The following is an 18,644-nucleotide window of genomic DNA, read 5'->3' as shown; positions in this document are numbered from 1 at the left end:
TCCCGTGGGCCTCTTTCACCGTGCGCGCGCGGTGACCGAAAGTGGCCCGAGACCACGGGTGCCCTCGACCGATCAGTCAGTAGTCGGAGACGTCCAGGCCCTCCTCGACGAACCTCCACACATCGGTGTAGGGGTCCCAGCCATTCTGGTCTGCGCGGCCCGCGTGACGGCGGGCGAGGCCCTCCGCATAGCGCTGCGCCGTCTTGTACCGGCCGCTCAGTTGGCCGGGCATGACCTGCTTGGCCTGCTCCTCGGAGACGGAGCGGATCGTGGGCCCGTAGGTCTGCGCAAATCCCGGCTGCTGCTTCAGCCGGTTCGCCGCGCTGTCGCACACTCCGCCGAAGGTGCTCGTGTAGTTCTGGTAGTGCAGCAGCCGCCACAGCTCGAAGCACGGGTGGGAGTAGGCGACGTGCAGCTCTTCCCTCCTGGCCCTGGCGAACGCCGTGGGGATGTCCTCGTGCTCGTCACGGTCGAAGAGGCACCACACCTGTGGCCAGTTCCAGTCGTCGGGCTCGATCCCCGCCTTCTTGGCGGCTCGCCGGACCTCGTGCCACTTGGTTACGGCGTCCTCCACCAGGGGGAGCGGTTTGCGGCGCTTGGTCGGCGCCCGGCGGTTCTCGACCTTGCAGACGATCTCGTGCTCGGGTTCCTTGCGAGTGCCGTTCTCCGTCACGAAGGTGATGAAGCCGGGTTCTGTGACCTCGCCCTCTGTGAAGACGTACACCTCGCGACGCAGCTTCCGCTGTCGCTTGACGCGTGCCGGATTGTCCCGCCCCTTGTCCCTCGCCATCAGGAACGCTCTGCCTCCCCTGCCAGCGCCGCGAGCACCTTGCGCCCGATCTGGCCCTGGTCGACATTCGGTACGGCACCATAGGCGCCGGCCAGGTACGAGTCCTCGAGATCTTCTTCGGGTTTGGGGTCGAAGTCGCTCAGCGGGTACAGCTCGGTGGCTCCGCGCTTGTCCTTCTCCGTCAGCCAGATCTGGCCTGGCTCGAGCAGCCTGCCGCCTCTCGGGCTCTTCAGGAGAGAGGCATCGTGGGAGGTGAACAGCAGCTGGGCGTTCTTCTTGTTGGACCAGGGCGCCTGGAACAGGCTGACCACCTCTGACGCGAACTTCGGGTGCAGGCTCGCGTCGAGCTCGTCGATCAGCAACACCGCTCCGCTGTCCAGGGCCAGCAGAAGCGGACCGATCAGAGCGAACCAAGAACGGGTGCCGAAGGATTCCTTCGCCCAGTCGAGAGCCACGGCGGTGTCTCGGTCGCTTCCGTGCAGGAGTCTGACAGTGGGAGGCCTGCCCCCCGGCTGGCGTTCGACCTCGGCTCCCTGAATGCCGAGGTCGGCCACTCTCAGCAGCTCCCGGACGCGTTCTCCGTTCCGCTCGTCGAGAAGTTGCTGGGCGGTGTAGTTCTCCCGATCCCGCAGCTCGGTCTCGGGGGTGATGTCCCACAGGTTCGACCGGAACCAGTCGTAGATGCGCGACAGTTGAGGATGGTTGTCGCTCGCGGCGCGGCTGAGGAGCAGGGCGTTCGCGCGCGTGGAGCGCGCCAGACGGGCGCGATCATGAACACGGTCGCCGGGAAAGTCGTAGGGGTTGTCCCTGGTGGCATCCCTGTCCAGCCAGACCTGTCGGCGGCCTTTGGGGTAGGCGTGGAGCCACTCCGACTCGACTCGCCGGTCCCCCAGCTCGAACCCGTAGGTCCAACGCACCCCGTCGTCCAGGACGAAGTCCGCCTCGTAGAAAGTGCTCTCGCCCGGCGACTCGGCGTCGAGGGCGAAAGGCTCGCGGTCGGGGACACCGGTGTAGGAGGTCCACAGCCCGTAGGAGTCCAGGACCGCGCTTCTCATCTTCTTCAAGGCAGTGATGACGTTGGACTTACCGGACGCGTTGGCGCCGAAGACCCCGAGAACCGGATAGATCTCCAGCTGCTTGCCGTCTGAGAGCGGGACCACGCGCCCTGCGTCGGATTCCTCACGGGGCGGAACGACGAAGGACAGCTCCTGCTCATCGCGCAGTGACCGTACATTCGCTGTGCGGAAACGCAGCAGCATGCGAGCCCTCCTCCCGTCGGGCACAGCGTAACGGTGTGATCGTCGGCGCGCCTAGCAGACGGTCAGACCAGTCGGCGGGCCGTCGCCCAGCGGGTCAGCTCGTGGCGGTTGGACAGCTGGAGCTTGCGCAGGACCGCCGAGACATGGGACTCGACCGTCTTCACCGAGATGAACAGCTGCTTGGCGATCTCCTTGTAGGCGTAGCCACGGGCGATCAGGCGGAGCACCTCGCGCTCGCGCTGAGTGAGGCGGTCCAGGTCCTCGTCCACGGGCGGGGCGTCGGTGGAGGCGAAGGCGTCCAGGACGAACCCGGCCAGTCGCGGGGAGAAGACGGCGTCGCCCTCCTGGACCCGGAAGATGGAATCGACCAGGTCGGTGCCGGTGATGGTCTTGGTGACATAGCCGCGGGCGCCGCCGCGGATCACGCCGATCACGTCCTCCGCCGCGTCCGACACGGACAGCGCGAGAAAGCGGACGGGCCGCTCGGTGTCCGCCATCAACGGCGCGCACCGGCGCAGCACTTCGACGCCGCCGCCGCCCGGCAGGTGGACATCGAGGAGGACCACCTCGGGCCGGGTGGCGGTGATGACGGTGACCGCCTGGTCGACGTCCGCGGCCTCGCCGACCACCTCCACGCCGGTCTGGGCGGTCTGCCCGATCTCTGCCTGGACGCCGGTGCGGAACATCCGGTGGTCGTCCACGAGCACCACCCGTACGTGCCGTCCGCCCGCGCCGCCGCCGGCGGTCCCGGACGCGGCCCCCTCGGGGGTGCCCGCCGTGCCGTTCGCCTCGGTCGCGTCGCTCATGACGTCTTCTCCGCCCTCTCCATCTCCAGCTCGACCTCCGTGCCGCCGCCCGGCACGGACCGCAGCCGGGCCGTGCCGCCGTTGCGCTCCATGCGGCCGATGATCGATTCTCTGACGCCCATGCGGTCGGCGGGTATCGAGTCGAGGTCGATGCCGGGCCCGCGGTCGCGCACGGACACGAACACCGTCCCCCCCTCGACTTCGGCATAGACCTGTACGGCGCCGCCCTCGCCACCGTACTTGGCGGCGTTCACCATTGCCTCACGCGCGGCCTGCATCTGCGCGCCGGTTCTCTCGTCCAGCGGGCAGTCGCCGACGACGACGACCTCGATGGGCACCCCGTGCTTGTCCTCCACCTCGGCGGCGTTGCGCCGGACCGCCTCGGCGACCGTGTCCGGCTCGTCCGCCTCGTCCCTGCCGGTGCCCTCCGGCTTGTACAGCCAGGTGCGCAGGTCGCGCTCCTGGGCGCGGGCGAGGCGGCGCACCTCGCCCGCGTTGTCGGCGTTGCGCTGGATCAGGGTGAGGGTGTGCAGCACGGAGTCATGGACGTGCGCGGCGACCTCGGCACGCTCCTGGGCGCGGATGCGCATCAGGCGTTCCTCGGACAGGTCCTGGGTCATGCGGACCAGATACGGGCCGGCGAGAAGCGTGATGCCGACGAGGACGGCGAGGGCCGCCTGCAGGACCGCGCCGAGATGAGCGGCCGAGCCCTGCAGCACGAAGATGGCGGACACACCGGCCGTGACGAGCAGGACACCGCCGGCCGCGCGCAGCAGGGTGAGGGTGCGCCGCCGGCGGCCGACCTCGACCCAGCGGGCCCGGCGGGCGTTGTCCGCCTGGCGCCAGACGAGCGCGACACCGGCCGCGACGAGGACGGCGGGCAGCAGGTACGCCTTGGCCGCGCTGGTCGGATTGACGCTGCCCACGAAGACCATGGACACGATGACCATGAGGAGCAGGGCGACGATCTGCCCGCGGTCCGGCTTGCGGGTCACGAGTCTGCGGCGGCCGCCCGGCCCGGTCTCCGTGGCCACCAGTGGTGGCTTGTGGTCTCCCACGCCACCGACGCCGAGCGGGACGAAGAACCAGAACGCCGCGTACAGCAGCGCGCCGAGGCCGTTGGCCATGAACAGGCCGACGAACGCGAGCCGGACCCAGATGACGGGCAGCCCGAGATGCCCGGCGAGGCCCCGCGCCACTCCGCCGAGCCAGCGTCCGTCGCTGCTGCGGTAGAGCTTGCGCGGCGGCCGCGGGTCGTCGACTGGCAGGCTTGCGGCTTCCGGCATGCCAACGATGGTCACATGCCCGGCGGGGCCAGGCATCAGGGTCGGCCCCCGAGACGCCCCTGATCTTCCTCGGGGCCGGGTCGGGGAGCACCGGGCAGGGCCGGCCGCGGGCGGCTCGAACGGTTCCCCACCTCGTGTCAGGGCCGATTTCAGGGTTCGGCCAGGGTCGTCCCGACTGCCGCGGCGGCGGCCGGGCCGTCACCATGGACGCATGACGGATCACGAGCACGCCGCGACGGGTCCGGGACCCGGCACCGGCCCGCGCCCGGCCCCGGGCACCGGACCGACGGATGCCGCGCCCGCCGCGACGCAGAAGACGGGAGCGGCCGGAGCCGGCGCCGATACGCACGCCGGCGCACAGCAGCAGGATCAGGAGCAGCCCGTCGCCGGAGCCCCCGAGCGGTTCCGGCGCGACCGCGGGCACAAGATGATCGCGGGCGTGTGCGCGGGCCTCGGCGGGCACACCGACATGGACCCGGTGGTCTTCCGGATCACCCTCGCCGTGCTGTCCGCGACCGGCGGCATCGGCCTCATCTTCTACGGCTTCGCCTGGCTGCTGGTGCCGTACGAGGACGAGGAGGAGAACGAGGTCCGCAAGCTGCTGACGGGCCGGGTCGACGGCCAGGCGCTCGCCGCCGTGCTGTTCGCCCTGGTCGGCTGCGGTGTCTTCCTGACCATGCTGAGAAACGGCGGGGTGCTGGCCTTCGCCGTGGTGCTCTCGCTGCTGCTGGCGGGCGCCGGGTACTGGTCGCGGCGCCGCGGCGCCACCGACCCCGACCCGCTCGCCGCCCAGGCCGCCGCCGACGCGCCGCCGGAGGCACAAGCACCGCCGGTCGTCGCGATCTACCCCTCGTGGTGGCGGGACCCGATCGTCAAGGACGGCAGCCATGTCGGCGGCACCGGCTATCTGTGGGGGCCCGGCGACGCCCGCAATCGGGACCTCACCTCGGTGCTCGACGTCGGCATCGCCACTCCCTGGACACATCCCGGTGCCCTGCAGCAGCCGCAGCCGAGCGCGCCCCCCAGACCGCGCGGCCCCCGCTGGATCGGCGGCTGGGTGTTCCTGCTCGCCCTGGTGGCGGGCGGCCTGGGTACAGGGCTCACCTGGGACACCCACCCGCTGGGCACCAGTCTGCAGACCGGTCTGGCATGCGCCTTGGCGGTCTTCGGCCTGGGTATCACGATCAGCGCGTTCCTGGGCCGCACAGGAGCCGGGACGGTCTTCCTGGCGATCGTCACGGCGGCGCTGCTCGCCGGGGCGGCGGCCATGCCCAAGGACATCACCACCCGCTGGAGAGACACCTCCTGGACGCCCGCCGCGACGGCCCAGGTACGGCCGGCATACGACCTCGGCACCGGGCGCGGCACGCTGGACCTGAGCCAGGTGCGTCCGGGCAAGGGGCGGACGGTCGCGACGGACGCCCACGTGGGCGCGGGGCAGCTGAAGGTGATCGTGCCGGCGGACGCGACCGTGCGGATGAACATCGAGGTGGGCGTCGGAGACATCCGGTTGCCCGGGGACAGCAGGAAGGACGTGGACGTGCAGCCGCGCAGGCTCAAGAACGTGACGCTGGCGCCGGCCAAGGGCGCCAAGGACACGGGCACGCTGGACCTCACGCTGAAGGTCGGTGTGGGACAGGTGGAGGTCGATCGTGCTGCGTCATGAGTTCCAGCCCGGGAGGCTGGTCGCCGGTCTCTTCCTCACCGCCACCGGTGCGGTCTTCGCGGGAGACGCGGTCGGCCTGTGGGAGACGCCGTGGTTCGCGGTCGTGCCGCTGATCGTGGGGGGTCTGTTCCTCGCCGGTGCCACGGCGGCTGTTGCCCGGGGCATACGGAGACGGGGCGACGCCGAGAGCGGCTGACGGCCGAGGTCCAGCGGGCCTCCGGGGGTCCGGGCGGCGGTGGGTGCCCGGCCGTCGGGGGGTCCGGCCGTCGGTAGGGTCCGGTGTCGGCTAGCGGTAGCCGCCCAGTCGCTGTCGGCGGCGGGCTCGCCAGACCGAGTCCACGGAGAGATAGGGGGCGCCGGCGAGGATCAGGGGGATCCAGGCCATGAAGTAGGCGAGATCGTTGCCGTAGTAGTAGGGGGTCGTCGACCAGCTGACCGTCATCCACAGGCTGAACGAGATCAGCGCGCCGCCGAGCGCCGCCAGCCGGGCGAGCAGACCGAGCAGGGTGCCGATGCCGACGGCCAGTTCACCGAGGGCGATGGCGTAGCCGAAGCCGACCGGGGCCTTCAGGGCCAGGTCGACCAAGGCCGGGATGGCGGCGGAGTCTCGGGCCGAGCGCATGGTGTCGCCGATGGACCCGGCGCCGCCGGACTTCAGGAAGGAACTACTGGTGAGCTTGTCCAGGCTGGCGTAGATGAAGGTGACGCCGAGGAAGACGCGCAGCGGCAGCAGGGCGTAGTGGGCGGCGGTGTCCCGCCAGCCGCCCGGGCCGTTCAGCCGGTTCATGTGCGTGTCCGTCCGCATGCCGTGAGTCATCGTCGCCGACCGCCTCTCGCCCGCAGTGCCGCCCCCTCACTTTGACCATACGTACGACAAGGAGGAGCAGTTCAATCCCAACCCGGATGTTTTTCCGGATTTCGGCCCCTCGTGCGAGGAGGCCGGGCGGGGCCGTCGGGCTCCGCTCAGATGCGGGCCAGGATCTGTCGCACCGGGTGGCCGGGTACCCGGCCGGCGGTGGTCAGTTCCTCGGGCGTGAGCAGATGGCGCCGCGGATTCCAGGCGGCGATCTCGAAGCGGGCGAACCCGCACGGCCAGTCGTAGTCCAGCCGGTCCAGGGAGGTTTCGGTGGTGCAGCAGGGGGTGGTGATGTCGAGGGTGGGCAGGAGGGCCTTGTGTTTCTCCAGCAGGTCCGCGCACCACTCGCGGTCCACGGAGGCGCCGCAGTGCGGGCAGCCGATGCGCATCAGGTTCTGGCCGCCGTCGTCGGCGGCGATCGCATCGTGCCGGTCGACGTCCAGCTCGACGTCGTCGGGATCGGCCTCGGTGCCGTCGGTCGAGGCGGAGACCAGTTCCAGGACGAGGGCCGCGGCATGGTTCCCGGCGTCCGGTGGGGGCTGCCAGTGCGGGTCGGTCGATATAACCGACAGGACGTTCTCGCTCATCGGTCCGCCGCTCCCCCGCCGCTCACTCCGTCACCTGGACGATACAGCGGTTGGTCGCCACCCCGGCCGCGGTGACCACCTGCACCTCCACCGCGCCGGGCTCGACATCGGCGGGTACGGGCACGGTCAGGACGCTGTCGGTGGGGTTGCTGAAGCCGCCGGTGACGGGGACCAGCGGGACATGCACGTCGACACTGCCGATGCGGACCACCATGCGCGAGAGCCGGTCGGCGCTCTGCGCGCCGGGCGGTACGAAACCGGCGCCGCGGATCTCGATGTCGTCGCCAGTGCGGATCGGCCCGTCCAGGTCGCCGGGTTCCCGGGCGCGGACGACGGAGAGCACGACCGGGCGGCCGCCCTCGGCGTACTTGCCGGCGAGGTAGGTCACGGCCGAGATCAGCACGACCATGCCCAGCCCCCAAGGCAGGTCGGGCAGCTGGGCGGGGCGGCGGGCCAGCCGGACGGCGGCGAACAGCAGGGCGACGGCGCTGATGGCGACGTACTGGATGTCGGTGAAGGCGCCCCGGCCGGAGTCGTCGGTGAGCAGGTCGGCGGCGCGCGGCCGGTGCGCCGGCACCTTCTGCAGCCGCTGCGCCAGGATGCGCAGGCCCACCACCCGGCGGACCAGGACGGCGATGCCGCACACCACGGCGAGGACGGTCACCACGCCAGCGCCACGCTCGAGGTCGAGGCCCGAGATCAGCGCGTCGCGTTCGGTGTGGTCGGAGGCGGCGGCCAGCCGGGCGGCCAGCAGCAGGACGGCGTAGCCGACGAAGAGCACCCAGCAGGCGGCGACCGTACGGGAGGTGGACATCCGGTTGTCCTCGCCGATCACCGGTGCCAGCGCCCCGCCGCGCGCCCGGTGCAGCCAGGAGGCCGCGCTGAGCACACCGGCGACGACGAGCGCGGCGGTCAGGGCCGCGGTGCGGGCGCCGGTCCAGCCCGCGCCGACCGCGGTGAGCGCCTCGCCGAGCAGCAGCGCGAGCACCGCGCCCCACACGATGCAGACCGTGCGCAGCCACAGCCGGGCCAGCCAGGCCTCGCCCTCGGTGCGGCCGCGTTCGGCGACGGCCTCCGCCCTCTGGGTCAGTTCCTCGGAGACCCACTGGCGGGAGGCCGAGGCCGAGTGGGCCACGGCCACCGGCAGGCCCTGCCCGGCCGCGAACTCGTCCCGCCGGCGCAGGAACGCGGCGACGGCCCGCCGGTGTCCCTCCCGGGCGCCGTGCGGACAGTCCCCGCAGGCGCAGCCGCCCTCGTGCCCGGCACCAGTGCCCTGTCTCGCCTCCTGCACCGCCACGACCGGCGCCCGCCTTCCCCACGACCTTCCGGCGCGGCCGGCGGGCCCCCCGGGGAAGGCCTCACCGCCGCGCAAGTCCCTTGCATCGACAGCGAATTGTGCCGTACGCCGGACCGTCCGGGACCCTCGGACCGGGTCACGGCGGGTGAAGTACGAGCCGCCGTGTTGACCCGGCTGCGAGAATTCCCGTATGGCCGAGATCATCCAGCGGGACGGGTCCTGGGCGTTCGACGGCAGCACGATCCGGATCACCCCCGGACTGCACCGCTGCGTTCCGCTGTTCCGGCAGACGTACGGGGAGGTCTCCGTGCCACTGGCGGCGGTCTCGGACGTGGTCTACGAACCCGAGCGCAAGCGGGGCCGGCTGAGGATGCGGCTGCGCGAGGGCGCCGACCCACTGCTACAGGCGACGGGCGGGCGGCTGCCGGACCCGGCCGACCCCTACCGGCTGACGGTGGACGCGGACCGCGGCGGGGTCGCGGAGTACGTCGCCGAGGAGATCCGGCACGCCCTGCTCCTCGACCGGATCCCCAAGGAGCCCACGACCGCCTATCTGCTGCCGGGCCCGCCGGTGCCGGTGTCCGTGCGGTCCTCCGACGGCACGGTCTCCTTCGACGGCACACAGGTGCGCATCGACTGGGCCGACACCTCCGACCGGGTCAAACGCGCGACCGGCCCGCGGATCATCGCCCTCGGCGACCTGGTGCAGGTGGAGTGGCTGCCCAACTCCGGGTACGAGGACGGGTTTCTGCGGTTCGTGACCCCGGAGACGGTGTTCTCCAAGCTGCCGCCCGAGCGGGACCCCTACACCCTGGACCTGTGGGGCAGCGTGCGGCGCGATCTGCTGACCGCGCTGGTCGCGACGGCCGTCACCGCCCGCCTGCCGCATCCCTCCACCCGCACGGGCGGCGCCTTCGACGACCGGGGCCGGCAGCGCTCGGCCGTACCGGGGCGGGCCGACCACCATGACGTACTGCTGCGCCGGCTGCGGGAGTTGGGGGAACTGCACCGGGACGGGGTGCTCACGGACGAGGAGTTCGCGAGGACCAAGGCCGCCGTGCTGAGGGGCTTCGGCTGAGCATGCCCGTTCGGCTGAGCGTGCCCGGCGGGTTCAGCTGAGCAGGTCCGGCGGGTTCAGCTGAGCAGGTCCGGCTCGCTGCGGCTGATGTCCTGCCACAGGGGCTGGTAGTTGATCCAGGCCACCAGGTCGCCGCCGAGCTGTTCGCGGGTGGCGACGGCCAGTTTGTGGTCGATGAGGACCGGGCGGCCGGCCGCCTTCGCCGTCAGCTGCACCTGGCAGGACCGCTCCATGGACAGGAACCACCAGGCGGCGGCGTCCACCGAGTCGCCGACGGTGAGCGTGCCGTGGTTGCGCAGTACGAGTGCCTTGCGGGAGCCGAGGGCCTCGGCGATCCGGCGGCCTTCCTCGACGTCGACGGTGACGCCGGTGTAGGCGTCGTACAGGGCCACGTCCTCGTAGAAGGCGCAGCTCTCCTGGGTGATGGGGTCGATCAGTTCGCCGAGCGCAGCGAGGGCGCGGCCGTACACGGAGTGGCAGTGGGCGACGGCGACGACGTCGGGGCGGGCGGCGTGGACCTGGGCGTGCACGGTGAACGCGGCCTGGTTGACGTGGTAGCGGCCCTCGACGACCTGCCCGTCCTGGTTGACGAGGACGAGATCGCCGACGGTGACGTGCTTGAACGGCATCCCGAACGGGTTGACCCAGAAGCAGTCGGAGAACTCCGGGTCGCGGGCGGTGATGTGCCCGGAGACCCCGTCCTCGAGCCCGGCCCGCCCGAAGATCCGCAGGGCGCCGGCGAGCCGCTCCTTGCGGTGCCTGCGCTCGTCCTCCACCGAGTCGAACATCGGCGGCATGGCGAAGCGCAGCTGGTCGGTGGGCAGCGGCAGGGGCGGGGTGGGCCCGTGCATAGGTCCTCCAGCGCTGGGATTGCTCTTCGAGCCGGAAGTTACCGCCGGTCAGCGCAAAAGGGCAGAGCTGTTTTGTAAAGATGACGTACGCGGCGGATACCCGACAGAAGGTGTCTGGTTTGCCGGTGAGACTGGCGCGTATGACACGGATGAACTGGGCGGCCTTCGTCTCCGCCGAGCCCGAGCTGGCGACGACCGTCGAACAGCGGTTCCGGGCCTTCCGCCACCATGTCCTCGCCACCCTCCGCCGGGACGGCTCGCCGCGCACCTGTGGCCTGGAGGCCGACTTCCGCGGCGGCGAGCTGTGGCTCGGCATGATGGCGGGCTCGCGAAAGGCCCTCGACCTGCGGCGCGATGCGCGCTTCGCGCTCCAGGCGAACCCGGGCGAGGACACCGGGATGGGCGGCGGGGACGTACGGATCGCGGGGCGGGCGTACGAGGTCGGGGGCGAGGGGAAGGCGGCTTACGCGAAAGAGGTGGAACCGCCGGAGCCGTTCCACCTCTTCCGTACCGAGCTGACGGAGGTCGTACGGACCTACGTCGAGGACGACCGGTATCTGGTCGTCCAGGTCTGGACGCCCGGTGAGCCCGTGCGCACGATCAAGCGCACATAGGGGCCGTGGGGACCGTGGGGATCACTCCCACTCGATGGTGCCCGGCGGCTTCGAGGTCACGTCGAGGACGACGCGGTTGACGTCCCGGACCTCGTTGGTGATCCGGGTCGAGATGCGGGCCAGGACGTCGTACGGCAGCCGGGACCAGTCGGCGGTCATGGCGTCCTCGGAGGACACCGGGCGCAGCACGATCGGGTGGCCGTAGGTGCGGCCGTCGCCCTGGACGCCGACGGAGCGGACGTCGGCGAGCAGCACCACCGGGCACTGCCAGATGTCCCGGTCGAGGCCGGCCGCGGTCAGCTCCTCGCGGGCGATGGCGTCGGCGTCGCGGAGCAGGTCGAGCCGCTCCTTCGTCACCTCACCGACGATCCGGATGCCGAGGCCGGGGCCCGGGAACGGCTGGCGCTGGACGATCTCGTCCGGCAGGCCGAGCTCCTGGCCGACCATGCGGACCTCGTCCTTGAACAGCTTGCGCAGCGGCTCGACCAGCTTGAACTCAAGGTCCTCGGGCAGGCCGCCGACGTTGTGGTGCGACTTGATGTTGGCGGTGCCGGTGCCGCCGCCGGACTCGACCACGTCCGGGTACAGGGTGCCCTGGACCAGGAACTCCACGGCCGGGCCCTCGTCGGCGATGATGTCGGCCTGCGCCTGCTCGAAGACGCGGATGAACTCGCGGCCGATGATCTTGCGCTTCTCCTCGGGGTCGGTGACGCCCTTGAGCGCGGTCAGGAAGCGCTCCTCGGCGTCCACGACGACCAGCTTGACGCCGGTCGCGGCCACGAAGTCCTTCTCGACCTGCTCGGTCTCGCCCTTGCGCATCAGGCCGTGGTCGACGTACACGCAGGTCAGCTGGTCGCCGATGGCGCGGGCGACGAGGGCGGCGGCGACGGCGGAGTCCACACCGCCGGACAGGCCGCAGATCGCACGCTTGTCGCCGACCTGCTCGCGGATCGCGGCGACCTGCTCCTCGATCACGTTGCCGGTCGTCCAGTTCGGCTTCAGGCCGGCGCCGCGGTACAGGAAGTGCTCCAGTACCTGCTGGCCGTGCGTGGAGTGCATGACCTCGGGGTGGTACTGGACGCCGTAGAGCTTCTTCTCGTCGTTCTCGAAGGCGGCGACCGGGACGACGTCCGTGGACGCGGTGACCGTGAAGCCCTCGGGGGCGGCGGAGCAGGCGTCGCCGTGCGACATCCACACGTGCTGCTCGTCCGGGGTGCCCTCGAAGAGGGTGGAGGACGTCCTGGAGACGTGCAGGTCGGTACGGCCGTACTCGCGGGCGCCGGTGTTGTCGACGGTGCCGCCGAGGGACTGTGCCATCAGCTGGAAGCCGTAGCACATGCCGAAGACGGGGACGCCGGCCTCGAAGATCGCGCGGTCGAGGCGCGGGGCACCCGCCTCGTACACCGAGGACGGGCCTCCGGACAGGATGATCGCCGCGGGGTTCTTGGCGAGCATCTCCTCCACCGGCATGGTGCTCGGGACGATCTCGCTGTAGACCCGGGCCTCGCGGACGCGACGGGCGATGAGCTGGGCGTACTGCGCGCCGAAGTCGACGACCAGGACGGTGTCGGGGGCGGCGGCAGCGGGGGTCGCTGATGACACGATGTGCCTTCCGGCGGTGGGGCGGGGGTCTGTGGTTCCGATTCTAACGGGGGCGGCCGGGGACCCTCTCCGGAAGGAGCCGTGGCATACTGCACCCATGCTCACGCACTCGACCTTCCTCTTTACCTATGGCAACCGGCCCGCCGGCTGCCATGGTCGTGCTGCTTGAGCGAACGCCAAGCGACTTCCCAGGCGCCCCGGGCCGACAAGGCCCGGGGCGTCTGTCGTTTTCGGGTCCTGCCGTTCCGGGGCGTCCAGTCACCTCACCAGGAGCCCCGACATGACCACCACCACCCCGGAAGAGACCACCTCGGCCCCGGAGCAGACCATCGCCGACGCCCGTGAGCGCATCGACGTGCTCGACGACCGGATCATCGGTCTCATCCAGGAGCGGATGGCCGTCTCCGCCGTCGTCCAGCAGACTCGCATCGCCTCCGGCGGGCGCCGGGTGCACCTCTCCCGTGAGATGGAGATCCTCGGCCGCTACCGCGAGGCCCTCGGCAAGCCGGGCACCGGCCTCGCCATGACCCTGCTCGAACTGTGCCGGGGCCGTATCTGAGTTCGAACGACGTCTCACCCGTACGGCGCGTGACCGGCTCGCGCGGCGCTTCGTTGAGCCGGGTGTCCGTGCCAGCCAGGGGCGGGCCCGACAGAACCACGCGTGGCTCGCTGGGGCGATGAGGCGTACGGGTCGTGCCGTACGCCGTGGGACCTCGCCCCAGGGAAGTGACCGGACGGCAGGGGACAGCAGCCCGGTCACCCAAGAGAACGGTCGGCTCCGGGGACGCCCGGAGCCGACCGGCGGAAAGCAAGCATGCGAAGAACAAACATTGCACGCAGAAGCCCCAGGTCCCCGCGCAGACAACGGCACGGAAACGGCATTCCCGCACACCGTCAGGCCCGGCCCGCCGATGACACGGCCGAGGCCGGGGCCATGAACCAGCGGCGCAACCCCCCGGCGCCGCCCCAGGCACCGGCGCTGCCCTGACGCCGGTGCTGACCAGAAGAAGGGCCCCGCGGTCTCTCCGTCCCGCGGGGCCCTTCGTCATGCCCCGACGAAATGCGCCGACGAAATACCCCGACGAATGTGAGCCACTTCACAGCAACCTCCCGTCGGCCGACGCACAACCCTCCTCACAGGTCACGGGTCTCACCTGTGCAACCAACGGCCATGCCCGTGCCCCACACACGCAGGCCTCCGACCACGTGCTGCCGCCCGGCAGCACGCGAGCCCACATGAGGTCCTCGATGAAGCTTCGCCGCGCCATGATGACCGCGGCCGCGACGGCCGCCCTCGCGCCGCTCGCTCTCGTCTGTGCCCCCGCCGCGTTCGCCGACGACTCCCCGAGCTCCTCGGTGAGCAGCCCGGCCGCGACCGAGACGACTCCTGCGGCCGACCCGAGCACCAGCCCCGCCTCCGACCAGAGCTCGCCCGCCGACAAGCCGTCGGACAGCCCGTCCGCCTCCGACTCGGCCTCCGGTTCGGCGAGCGCGAGCACGTCGGCGTCCGCCTCGGAGTCGGCATCCGCGTCCGCGTCAGCGTCCACCGGGCCCAGCGAGAGCGCCGAGCCCAGCGGCGAGCCGACCGCGCCGACCGGCATCTGCGAGCAGGACGACGCCGGCTACAAGTCCAAGATCCACGCCTCGCTCAGCGGCCTGCCCGGCGAGATCGCCGTGGGCAGCGGCTGGCACCCCTTCACGCTCGGCGTCAAGAACCCGACGTCGAGCAACCTCAAGGACGTCATCTTCTACGCGGGTGTCGGTCCGAGCGACCCGAACGCCCAGTACGCCTTCAAGACCAGCCAGGTCCAGCTCCAGGTGAAGTACGACGGAGCCTGGTACGACGTCGAGGACGGCGCCGGACACTCCAACGGCTACCTCGACCTCAGCGACATCAAGGCCGGCCAGACCGTCGACTACCAGCTCCGGCTGAACGTCAAGGCCAACGCGCCGGTCGGCGAGGGCCTGACCATCGGCGGCGGGATGTACTTCGACGACGAGAAGAACTGCATCGGCTCGGACCAGGCCGCGTACCTGATCAAGATCGTCAAGGCCGGTACCGACACCGGTGGGACGAAGCCCCAGGAGGGCGGCCAGGTCCCGGTTCCCACCCAGAAGCCGAGCAAGAGCAACACCCAGGACGTCACCGGCTCGCTCGCCGAGACCGGTTCCAGCTCCATGCTGCCGACCATCGGTCTCGTCGGCGGTGTCGCCGTCGTCCTCGGCGCCGGAGCGGTGTTCGCCGTCCGCCGCCGCAAGGACGCCGGTTCGGACGCAGCCGCGTAGCGCGGCAGCCGCGCACAGCGCGGTCGCACAACCGAAGGGGCCTGCGCCAGGAGGGGGGTGCAGGCCCCTTTCGGCATACCCGCGCCGCTTCTTCGCGCGGTACCGCCCTACTCCTTCGGCGGTACCGCCGGCACCCCCAGGAACGGCAGGCGCAGCGCGCCGAACGCCTCCGCGGGAACCGCCGGGGCCTGCGGCTCCACCGGCTTCAGCCGCTCGTACCCCGCGCCCTGCGCCGGACGCGGGTCCTCCTCGCCCTTGTTCGGCCAGAAGGACATCGCGCGCTCGGCCTGCGCGGTGATCGTCAGCGAGGGGTTCACGCCCAGGTTCGCCGAGACCGCGGCGCCGTCCACGACCGAGATGCCGGGATGGCCGTAGAGGCGGTGGTAGGGGTCGAGCACGCCGGTCTCCGCGGAGTCGCCGATCGGACAGCCGCCGAGGAAGTGCGCGGTGAGCGGGGTGCCCATCAGTTCGCCGACGTTGCTGCCCGCGAAGCCGTTGATCTCGGCGGCGAGCGCGGAGGCGGCCTCCGTGGCGGCCTTGATCTGCTTGGGGTTGGGGGCCCCGTGGCCCTGGCGGGCGGTGAGCAGGCCCTTGCCGACTCCGTCCGGTTTCAGGTACGTCGTCAGGGAGTTGTCCAGCGACTGCATCACCAGGCCGATGATGGTCCGCTCGGACCAGCGCCGGTTGGACAGGGAGCGCAGGACCAGGACCGGATGCCGGGCCGCGTTCGCCAGCCAGGCCAGCGCGCGCGAGGAGCCCTCGGCGTAGGGGACCTGGAGGATGGACAGGCCGCCCATCGAGTTGGAGCCCTTGCCGTAGCGGACCGGCTCGATGTGGGTGTTCTCGTCGGGGTGGATCGAGGACGTGATCGCCACGCCCCGGGTGAAGTCGGCCCGCGGCTCGCCGGTCGCCCGGCGATAGCGGCGGTTGTCGGTCTGCGCGCCCACCAGCGCCTCGGAGTTGGTGCGGGTCAGGTCGCCGAGCCGGGCGGAGAGGTACGGCAGCTGGCCGCCGGCCTTCATCCGGTGCAGGAGGGTCTGCGTGCCGTAGGTGCCGGCCGCGAGGACGACCCGGCGCGCGGTGAAGAGGCGGCCCTCGCCCTTCTTCTTCCGGTCCGTCGGCAGGGTCGCCACCGCGTACCCGCCCCGTGAGTCGTCCGTGACGGACACGACCGTCGTCATGGGGTGGACCACCGCGCCGGCCTTCTCGGCGAGATAGAGGTAGTTCTCGTTGAGGGTGTTCTTCGCGCCGTGCCGGCAGCCGGTCATGCACTCGCCGCACTCGGTGCAGGCGTTGCGGGACGGACCGGCGCCGCCGAAGTAAGGGTCGTTCACCTGCTCGCCGGGCCGCGCCTTCGCCTTGCCGTCCGCGTCCTTGCCGTCGCCGAAGAACACGCCGACCGGCGCGAGGTGGAAGGTGTCGCCGACGCCCATCCGCTGCGCCGCCGCCTTCAGATGGACGTCGGAGGGGGTCATCGTCGGGTTGAGCCGCACGCCGAGCATGCGCTGGGCCTGGTCGTAGTACGGCTTCAACTCCTCCTGCCAGTCGGTGATGTCCCGCCACTGAGGGTCGTCGAAGAAGGGCTTCGGCGGTACGTAGAGGGTGTTGGCGTAGTTGAGCGAGCCGCCGCCAACACCTGCGCCGGCCAGCACCATGACGTTGCCGAGCAGGTGGATGCGCTGGATGCCGAACATGCCGAGCCTGGGGGCCCAGAGGTAGTTCTTCAGGTCCCAGGAGTTCCTGGGCAACGCGTCGCGGGTGAAGCGGCGGCCGGCTTCCAGCACACCGACCCGGTATCCCTTCTCGGTCAGACGGAGGGCGGACACCGAGCCGCCGAACCCCGATCCGACCACGATGACGTCGTAGTCGTACCCGTCCTCGTCCCGGGTCTGGACAGACTTCTCCTGCGACACGTGCTCTCCTCGTCGAGAACGGGGGTTTTGCGAACGGGGTTGGCGGGCTCGGGACTTCCAGCTGCTTCTAGCGGAACCGGAATGTCTTCATCAGGCGCAGACTCGTGCTCATGAAGCGGGCGTACGCCTCGTCCGTCATGCCCAGCGAGGGCGCCATCGGCAGCAACCGCTGCTGGGCCACCGTCTGGGCCTCCGTGTACTTGAGGATGCCCTCGGAGCCGTGGCGGCGGCCGAGGCCGGAGTCCTTCATGCCGCCCATCGGGGACTGGACGCTGCCGTAGGCGGGTGCGTAGCCCTCGTTGACGTTGACCGTGCCGGTGCGCAGGCGGGCGGCGACGTCCCGGCCGCGCGCGGCGTTCTTCGTCCAGACGGAGGAGTTCAGGCCGTACGGCGTGGCGTTGGCGCGCTCGATCGCCTCGTCGTCGGTCTGGAAACGGTAGACCGAGACGACCGGGCCGAAGGTCTCCTCCTCGCACACGGACATGGAGTCCTCGACGCCGTCGAGGATGGTCGGCTCGAAGAAGTACGGGCCGATGTCCGGGCGGGCGACCCCGCCCGCGAGCACCTTCGCGCCCTTGGCGACGGCCTCCTCCACATGCCGCTCGACGGTCTTGAGCTGGCGTTCGCCGACCAGCGAGCCCATGTCGGCGCCATAGGCGAGGGAGTTGCCGAGCCGCATGGCGCGGGTGCGGGCGGCGAAGCGCTCCAGGAAGGCGTCGGCGACCGATTCATGGACGTAGAGCCGCTCGATGGAGATGCAGAGCTGTCCGGCGGAGGAGAAGCAGGCCCGTACGGCGCCGGCGGCAGCCTTCTCGATGTCGGCGTCGTCGAGGACCAGCATGGCGTTCTTGCCGCCGAGTTCGAGGGACACGCCGACCAGGCGGGCGGCGGCGCCCTGGGCGACCTCGCGCCCTGTGCGGGTGGAGCCGGTGAAGGAGACGTAGTCGGCGTTCCGGACGACCTCGGGGCCGACGACCGGGCCCTCGCCGAGGACGACCTGGAAGACGCCCTCGGGCAGGCCGGCCTCGATGAGCAGGTCACGCGCCCACAGGGCGGTGAGGCAGGTCTCGGTGTCCGGCTTCATCACCACGGCGTTGCCGGCGACGAAGGCGGGCAGCGCGTCGCCGACGGACAGCTCCAGGGGGTAGTTCCAGGGGGCGATCTGGCCGACGACGCCGCGCGGGTGGCGCAGTTCGGTGACCTTCGTGAGCGTGGGGACGGCGCCGGTGTGCCGCTTGGGCCTGAGGTAGGCGGGGGCCTTGCGGCCGTAGTGGCGGGCCGCGACGGCGACGGCCTGCACCTCCTCGTGCGCGTGCAGCCGGGCCTTGCCCGTCTCCAGCTGGATCAGGTCGAGCACCTCGGCCTGCCGCTGCAGCACCAGGTCGTGGAAGCGGAGCAGGACGGCGGCCCGCTGCCGTACCGGGCTCTTCTCCCACACGGCCTGTGCGGCGCGGGCGGCCTCGAAGGCCTGCTGTACGTCCTCGGGGGTGGACTCGGGCAGGTCGGCCAGCTTCTCGCCGGTGAACGGGGTGTGGTTGGCGGTACGGCCGGAACCGACGACGCCCTTGGTGAGCTGGGCCACCAGTTCCGGGGTGACCACGTCGGCGGCGGTGCGGGCGCCCTCGGGGGCGGGCGCGAGCGGGTTGGTGCCGGTGCTGTCCGGGGCCTGCGTGTCCGTCATGACGCGCAGGGTATGCCGCGACGCAGCCTTTGTGTACCCGTCGGTAACGGGGATTCACCGAGTGCTCGCACA

General features: G+C 71.2%; 17 protein-coding genes. 6 read left to right on the top strand and 11 right to left on the bottom strand.

Going from position 1 to position 18,644, the window contains the following annotated elements:
* Nucleotides 1–76: 76 nt before the first annotated feature.
* The 4 genes from ACWC2T_RS07575 to ACWC2T_RS07560 all read right to left on the bottom strand — a co-directional run bounded on the left by ACWC2T_RS07575 (nt 77) and on the right by ACWC2T_RS07560 (nt 4,177).
* Nucleotides 77–790: an RloB family protein gene (locus ACWC2T_RS07575; RefSeq protein WP_450669476.1), complete on the bottom strand. Its 714-nt coding sequence runs from the start codon at nt 788–790 to the stop codon at nt 77–79.
* Nucleotides 790–2,049, bottom strand: coding sequence for an AAA family ATPase (locus ACWC2T_RS07570; protein WP_450669475.1), 1,260 nt, complete (start codon nt 2,047–2,049; stop codon nt 790–792). Before ACWC2T_RS07570 ends, ACWC2T_RS07575 begins: the two co-directional genes overlap by 1 nt.
* Nucleotides 2,050–2,111: 62 nt before the next feature.
* Nucleotides 2,112–2,855 (bottom strand): LuxR C-terminal-related transcriptional regulator, encoded by a 744-nt coding sequence (locus ACWC2T_RS07565; RefSeq protein ID WP_450669474.1) that lies wholly within the window; start codon nt 2,853–2,855, stop codon nt 2,112–2,114.
* Nucleotides 2,852–4,177 carry an ATP-binding protein gene (locus ACWC2T_RS07560; protein WP_450669473.1) on the bottom strand — a complete coding sequence of 442 codons (1,326 nt, stop codon included), beginning with the start codon at nt 4,175–4,177 and terminating at the stop codon, nt 2,852–2,854. The genes ACWC2T_RS07565 and ACWC2T_RS07560 overlap by 4 nt, the downstream gene beginning before the upstream one ends.
* A gap of 175 nt (nt 4,178–4,352) precedes the next feature.
* Between ACWC2T_RS07560 and ACWC2T_RS07555 the strand changes: the two genes are divergently transcribed.
* Nucleotides 4,353–5,807: a PspC domain-containing protein gene (locus ACWC2T_RS07555; protein WP_450669472.1), complete on the top strand. Its 1,455-nt coding sequence runs from the start codon at nt 4,353–4,355 to the stop codon at nt 5,805–5,807.
* Nucleotides 5,794–6,003 carry a hypothetical protein gene (locus ACWC2T_RS07550; protein WP_450669471.1) on the top strand — a complete coding sequence of 70 codons (210 nt, stop codon included), beginning with the start codon at nt 5,794–5,796 and terminating at the stop codon, nt 6,001–6,003. Before ACWC2T_RS07555 ends, ACWC2T_RS07550 begins: the two co-directional genes overlap by 14 nt.
* A 90-nt stretch (nt 6,004–6,093) precedes the next feature.
* Here the strand turns inward: ACWC2T_RS07550 and ACWC2T_RS07545 are convergent, their stop codons facing one another.
* From ACWC2T_RS07545 to ACWC2T_RS07535, 3 genes are all read right to left on the bottom strand, one after another.
* Nucleotides 6,094–6,624, bottom strand: a complete 531-nt coding sequence (locus ACWC2T_RS07545; RefSeq protein ID WP_450669470.1) for a DoxX family membrane protein — start codon at nt 6,622–6,624, stop codon at nt 6,094–6,096.
* 146 nt (nt 6,625–6,770) lie between these two features.
* A complete protein-coding gene (locus ACWC2T_RS07540; RefSeq protein WP_450669469.1) occupies nt 6,771–7,250 on the bottom strand; it encodes a hypothetical protein in 480 nt (159 codons plus the stop codon).
* 22 nt (nt 7,251–7,272) lie between these two features.
* Nucleotides 7,273–8,547, bottom strand: a complete 1,275-nt coding sequence (locus tag ACWC2T_RS07535; protein WP_450669468.1) for a hypothetical protein — start codon at nt 8,545–8,547, stop codon at nt 7,273–7,275.
* A 190-nt stretch (nt 8,548–8,737) separates the two neighbouring features.
* Here ACWC2T_RS07535 and ACWC2T_RS07530 point away from each other — a divergent pair, with 190 nt between their 5' ends.
* Nucleotides 8,738–9,625, top strand: a complete 888-nt coding sequence (locus ACWC2T_RS07530) for a DUF4429 domain-containing protein (protein ID WP_450669467.1) — start codon at nt 8,738–8,740, stop codon at nt 9,623–9,625.
* A gap of 56 nt (nt 9,626–9,681) precedes the next feature.
* Here ACWC2T_RS07530 and ACWC2T_RS07525 read toward each other — a convergent pair whose 3' ends face one another.
* Nucleotides 9,682–10,476, bottom strand: coding sequence for a class II aldolase/adducin family protein (locus ACWC2T_RS07525; RefSeq protein ID WP_450669466.1), 795 nt, complete (start codon nt 10,474–10,476; stop codon nt 9,682–9,684).
* Between the two features lie 149 nt (nt 10,477–10,625).
* On the opposite strand from ACWC2T_RS07525, the gene ACWC2T_RS07520 reads away from it, so the two are divergent.
* Complete coding sequence (locus ACWC2T_RS07520; protein ID WP_450669597.1) at nt 10,626–11,090, top strand: pyridoxamine 5'-phosphate oxidase family protein; 465 nt, start codon at nt 10,626–10,628, stop codon at nt 11,088–11,090.
* 21 nt (nt 11,091–11,111) lie between these two features.
* On the opposite strand, the gene guaA is transcribed toward ACWC2T_RS07520, so the two are convergent.
* Nucleotides 11,112–12,692 carry a glutamine-hydrolyzing GMP synthase gene (gene guaA / locus ACWC2T_RS07515; protein WP_450669465.1) on the bottom strand — a complete coding sequence of 527 codons (1,581 nt, stop codon included), beginning with the start codon at nt 12,690–12,692 and terminating at the stop codon, nt 11,112–11,114.
* Between the two features lie 280 nt (nt 12,693–12,972).
* On the opposite strand from guaA, the gene ACWC2T_RS07510 reads away from it, so the two are divergent.
* Nucleotides 12,973–13,251, top strand: coding sequence for a chorismate mutase (locus tag ACWC2T_RS07510; RefSeq protein ID WP_450669464.1), 279 nt, complete (start codon nt 12,973–12,975; stop codon nt 13,249–13,251).
* Nucleotides 13,252–13,940: 689 nt separating this feature from the next.
* Nucleotides 13,941–14,978 carry an LAETG motif-containing sortase-dependent surface protein gene (locus ACWC2T_RS07505; RefSeq protein WP_450669463.1) on the top strand — a complete coding sequence of 346 codons (1,038 nt, stop codon included), beginning with the start codon at nt 13,941–13,943 and terminating at the stop codon, nt 14,976–14,978.
* A 107-nt stretch (nt 14,979–15,085) separates the two neighbouring features.
* Here ACWC2T_RS07505 and ACWC2T_RS07500 read toward each other — a convergent pair whose 3' ends face one another.
* Together ACWC2T_RS07500 and ACWC2T_RS07495 are read right to left on the bottom strand one after the other, a co-directional pair.
* Nucleotides 15,086–16,891: a GMC family oxidoreductase N-terminal domain-containing protein gene (locus ACWC2T_RS07500; protein WP_450669462.1), complete on the bottom strand. Its 1,806-nt coding sequence runs from the start codon at nt 16,889–16,891 to the stop codon at nt 15,086–15,088.
* 67 nt (nt 16,892–16,958) lie between these two features.
* A complete protein-coding gene (locus ACWC2T_RS07495; RefSeq protein ID WP_450669461.1) occupies nt 16,959–18,572 on the bottom strand; it encodes a succinic semialdehyde dehydrogenase in 1,614 nt (537 codons plus the stop codon).
* Nucleotides 18,573–18,644: the final 72 nt, after the last annotated feature.

Source organism: Streptomyces sp. NPDC001393 (assembly GCF_053597455.1).
Note: the sequence above shows the minus strand (reverse complement) of the source record. Positions and strands in the feature narration are given on the sequence as shown.

Bases quoted from the DNA above. Each gene is read 5' to 3' on its own strand.
- ACWC2T_RS07575 (WP_450669476.1), bottom strand. From the start codon at position 790: ATGGCGAGGGACAAGGGGCGGGACAATCCGGCACGCGTCAAGCGACAG.
- ACWC2T_RS07570 (WP_450669475.1), bottom strand. From the start codon at position 2,049: ATGCTGCTGCGTTTCCGCACAGCGAATGTACGGTCACTGCGCGATGAG.
- ACWC2T_RS07565 (WP_450669474.1), bottom strand. From the start codon at position 2,855: ATGAGCGACGCGACCGAGGCGAACGGCACGGCGGGCACCCCCGAGGGG.
- ACWC2T_RS07560 (WP_450669473.1), bottom strand. From the start codon at position 4,177: ATGCCTGGCCCCGCCGGGCATGTGACCATCGTTGGCATGCCGGAAGCC.
- ACWC2T_RS07555 (WP_450669472.1), top strand. From the start codon at position 4,353: ATGACGGATCACGAGCACGCCGCGACGGGTCCGGGACCCGGCACCGGC.
- ACWC2T_RS07545 (WP_450669470.1), bottom strand. From the start codon at position 6,624: ATGACTCACGGCATGCGGACGGACACGCACATGAACCGGCTGAACGGC.
- ACWC2T_RS07540 (WP_450669469.1), bottom strand. From the start codon at position 7,250: ATGAGCGAGAACGTCCTGTCGGTTATATCGACCGACCCGCACTGGCAG.
- ACWC2T_RS07530 (WP_450669467.1), top strand. From the start codon at position 8,738: ATGGCCGAGATCATCCAGCGGGACGGGTCCTGGGCGTTCGACGGCAGC.
- ACWC2T_RS07525 (WP_450669466.1), bottom strand. From the start codon at position 10,476: ATGCACGGGCCCACCCCGCCCCTGCCGCTGCCCACCGACCAGCTGCGC.
- ACWC2T_RS07520 (WP_450669597.1), top strand. From the start codon at position 10,626: ATGAACTGGGCGGCCTTCGTCTCCGCCGAGCCCGAGCTGGCGACGACC.
- ACWC2T_RS07510 (WP_450669464.1), top strand. From the start codon at position 12,973: ATGACCACCACCACCCCGGAAGAGACCACCTCGGCCCCGGAGCAGACC.
- ACWC2T_RS07505 (WP_450669463.1), top strand. From the start codon at position 13,941: ATGAAGCTTCGCCGCGCCATGATGACCGCGGCCGCGACGGCCGCCCTC.
- ACWC2T_RS07495 (WP_450669461.1), bottom strand. From the start codon at position 18,572: ATGACGGACACGCAGGCCCCGGACAGCACCGGCACCAACCCGCTCGCG.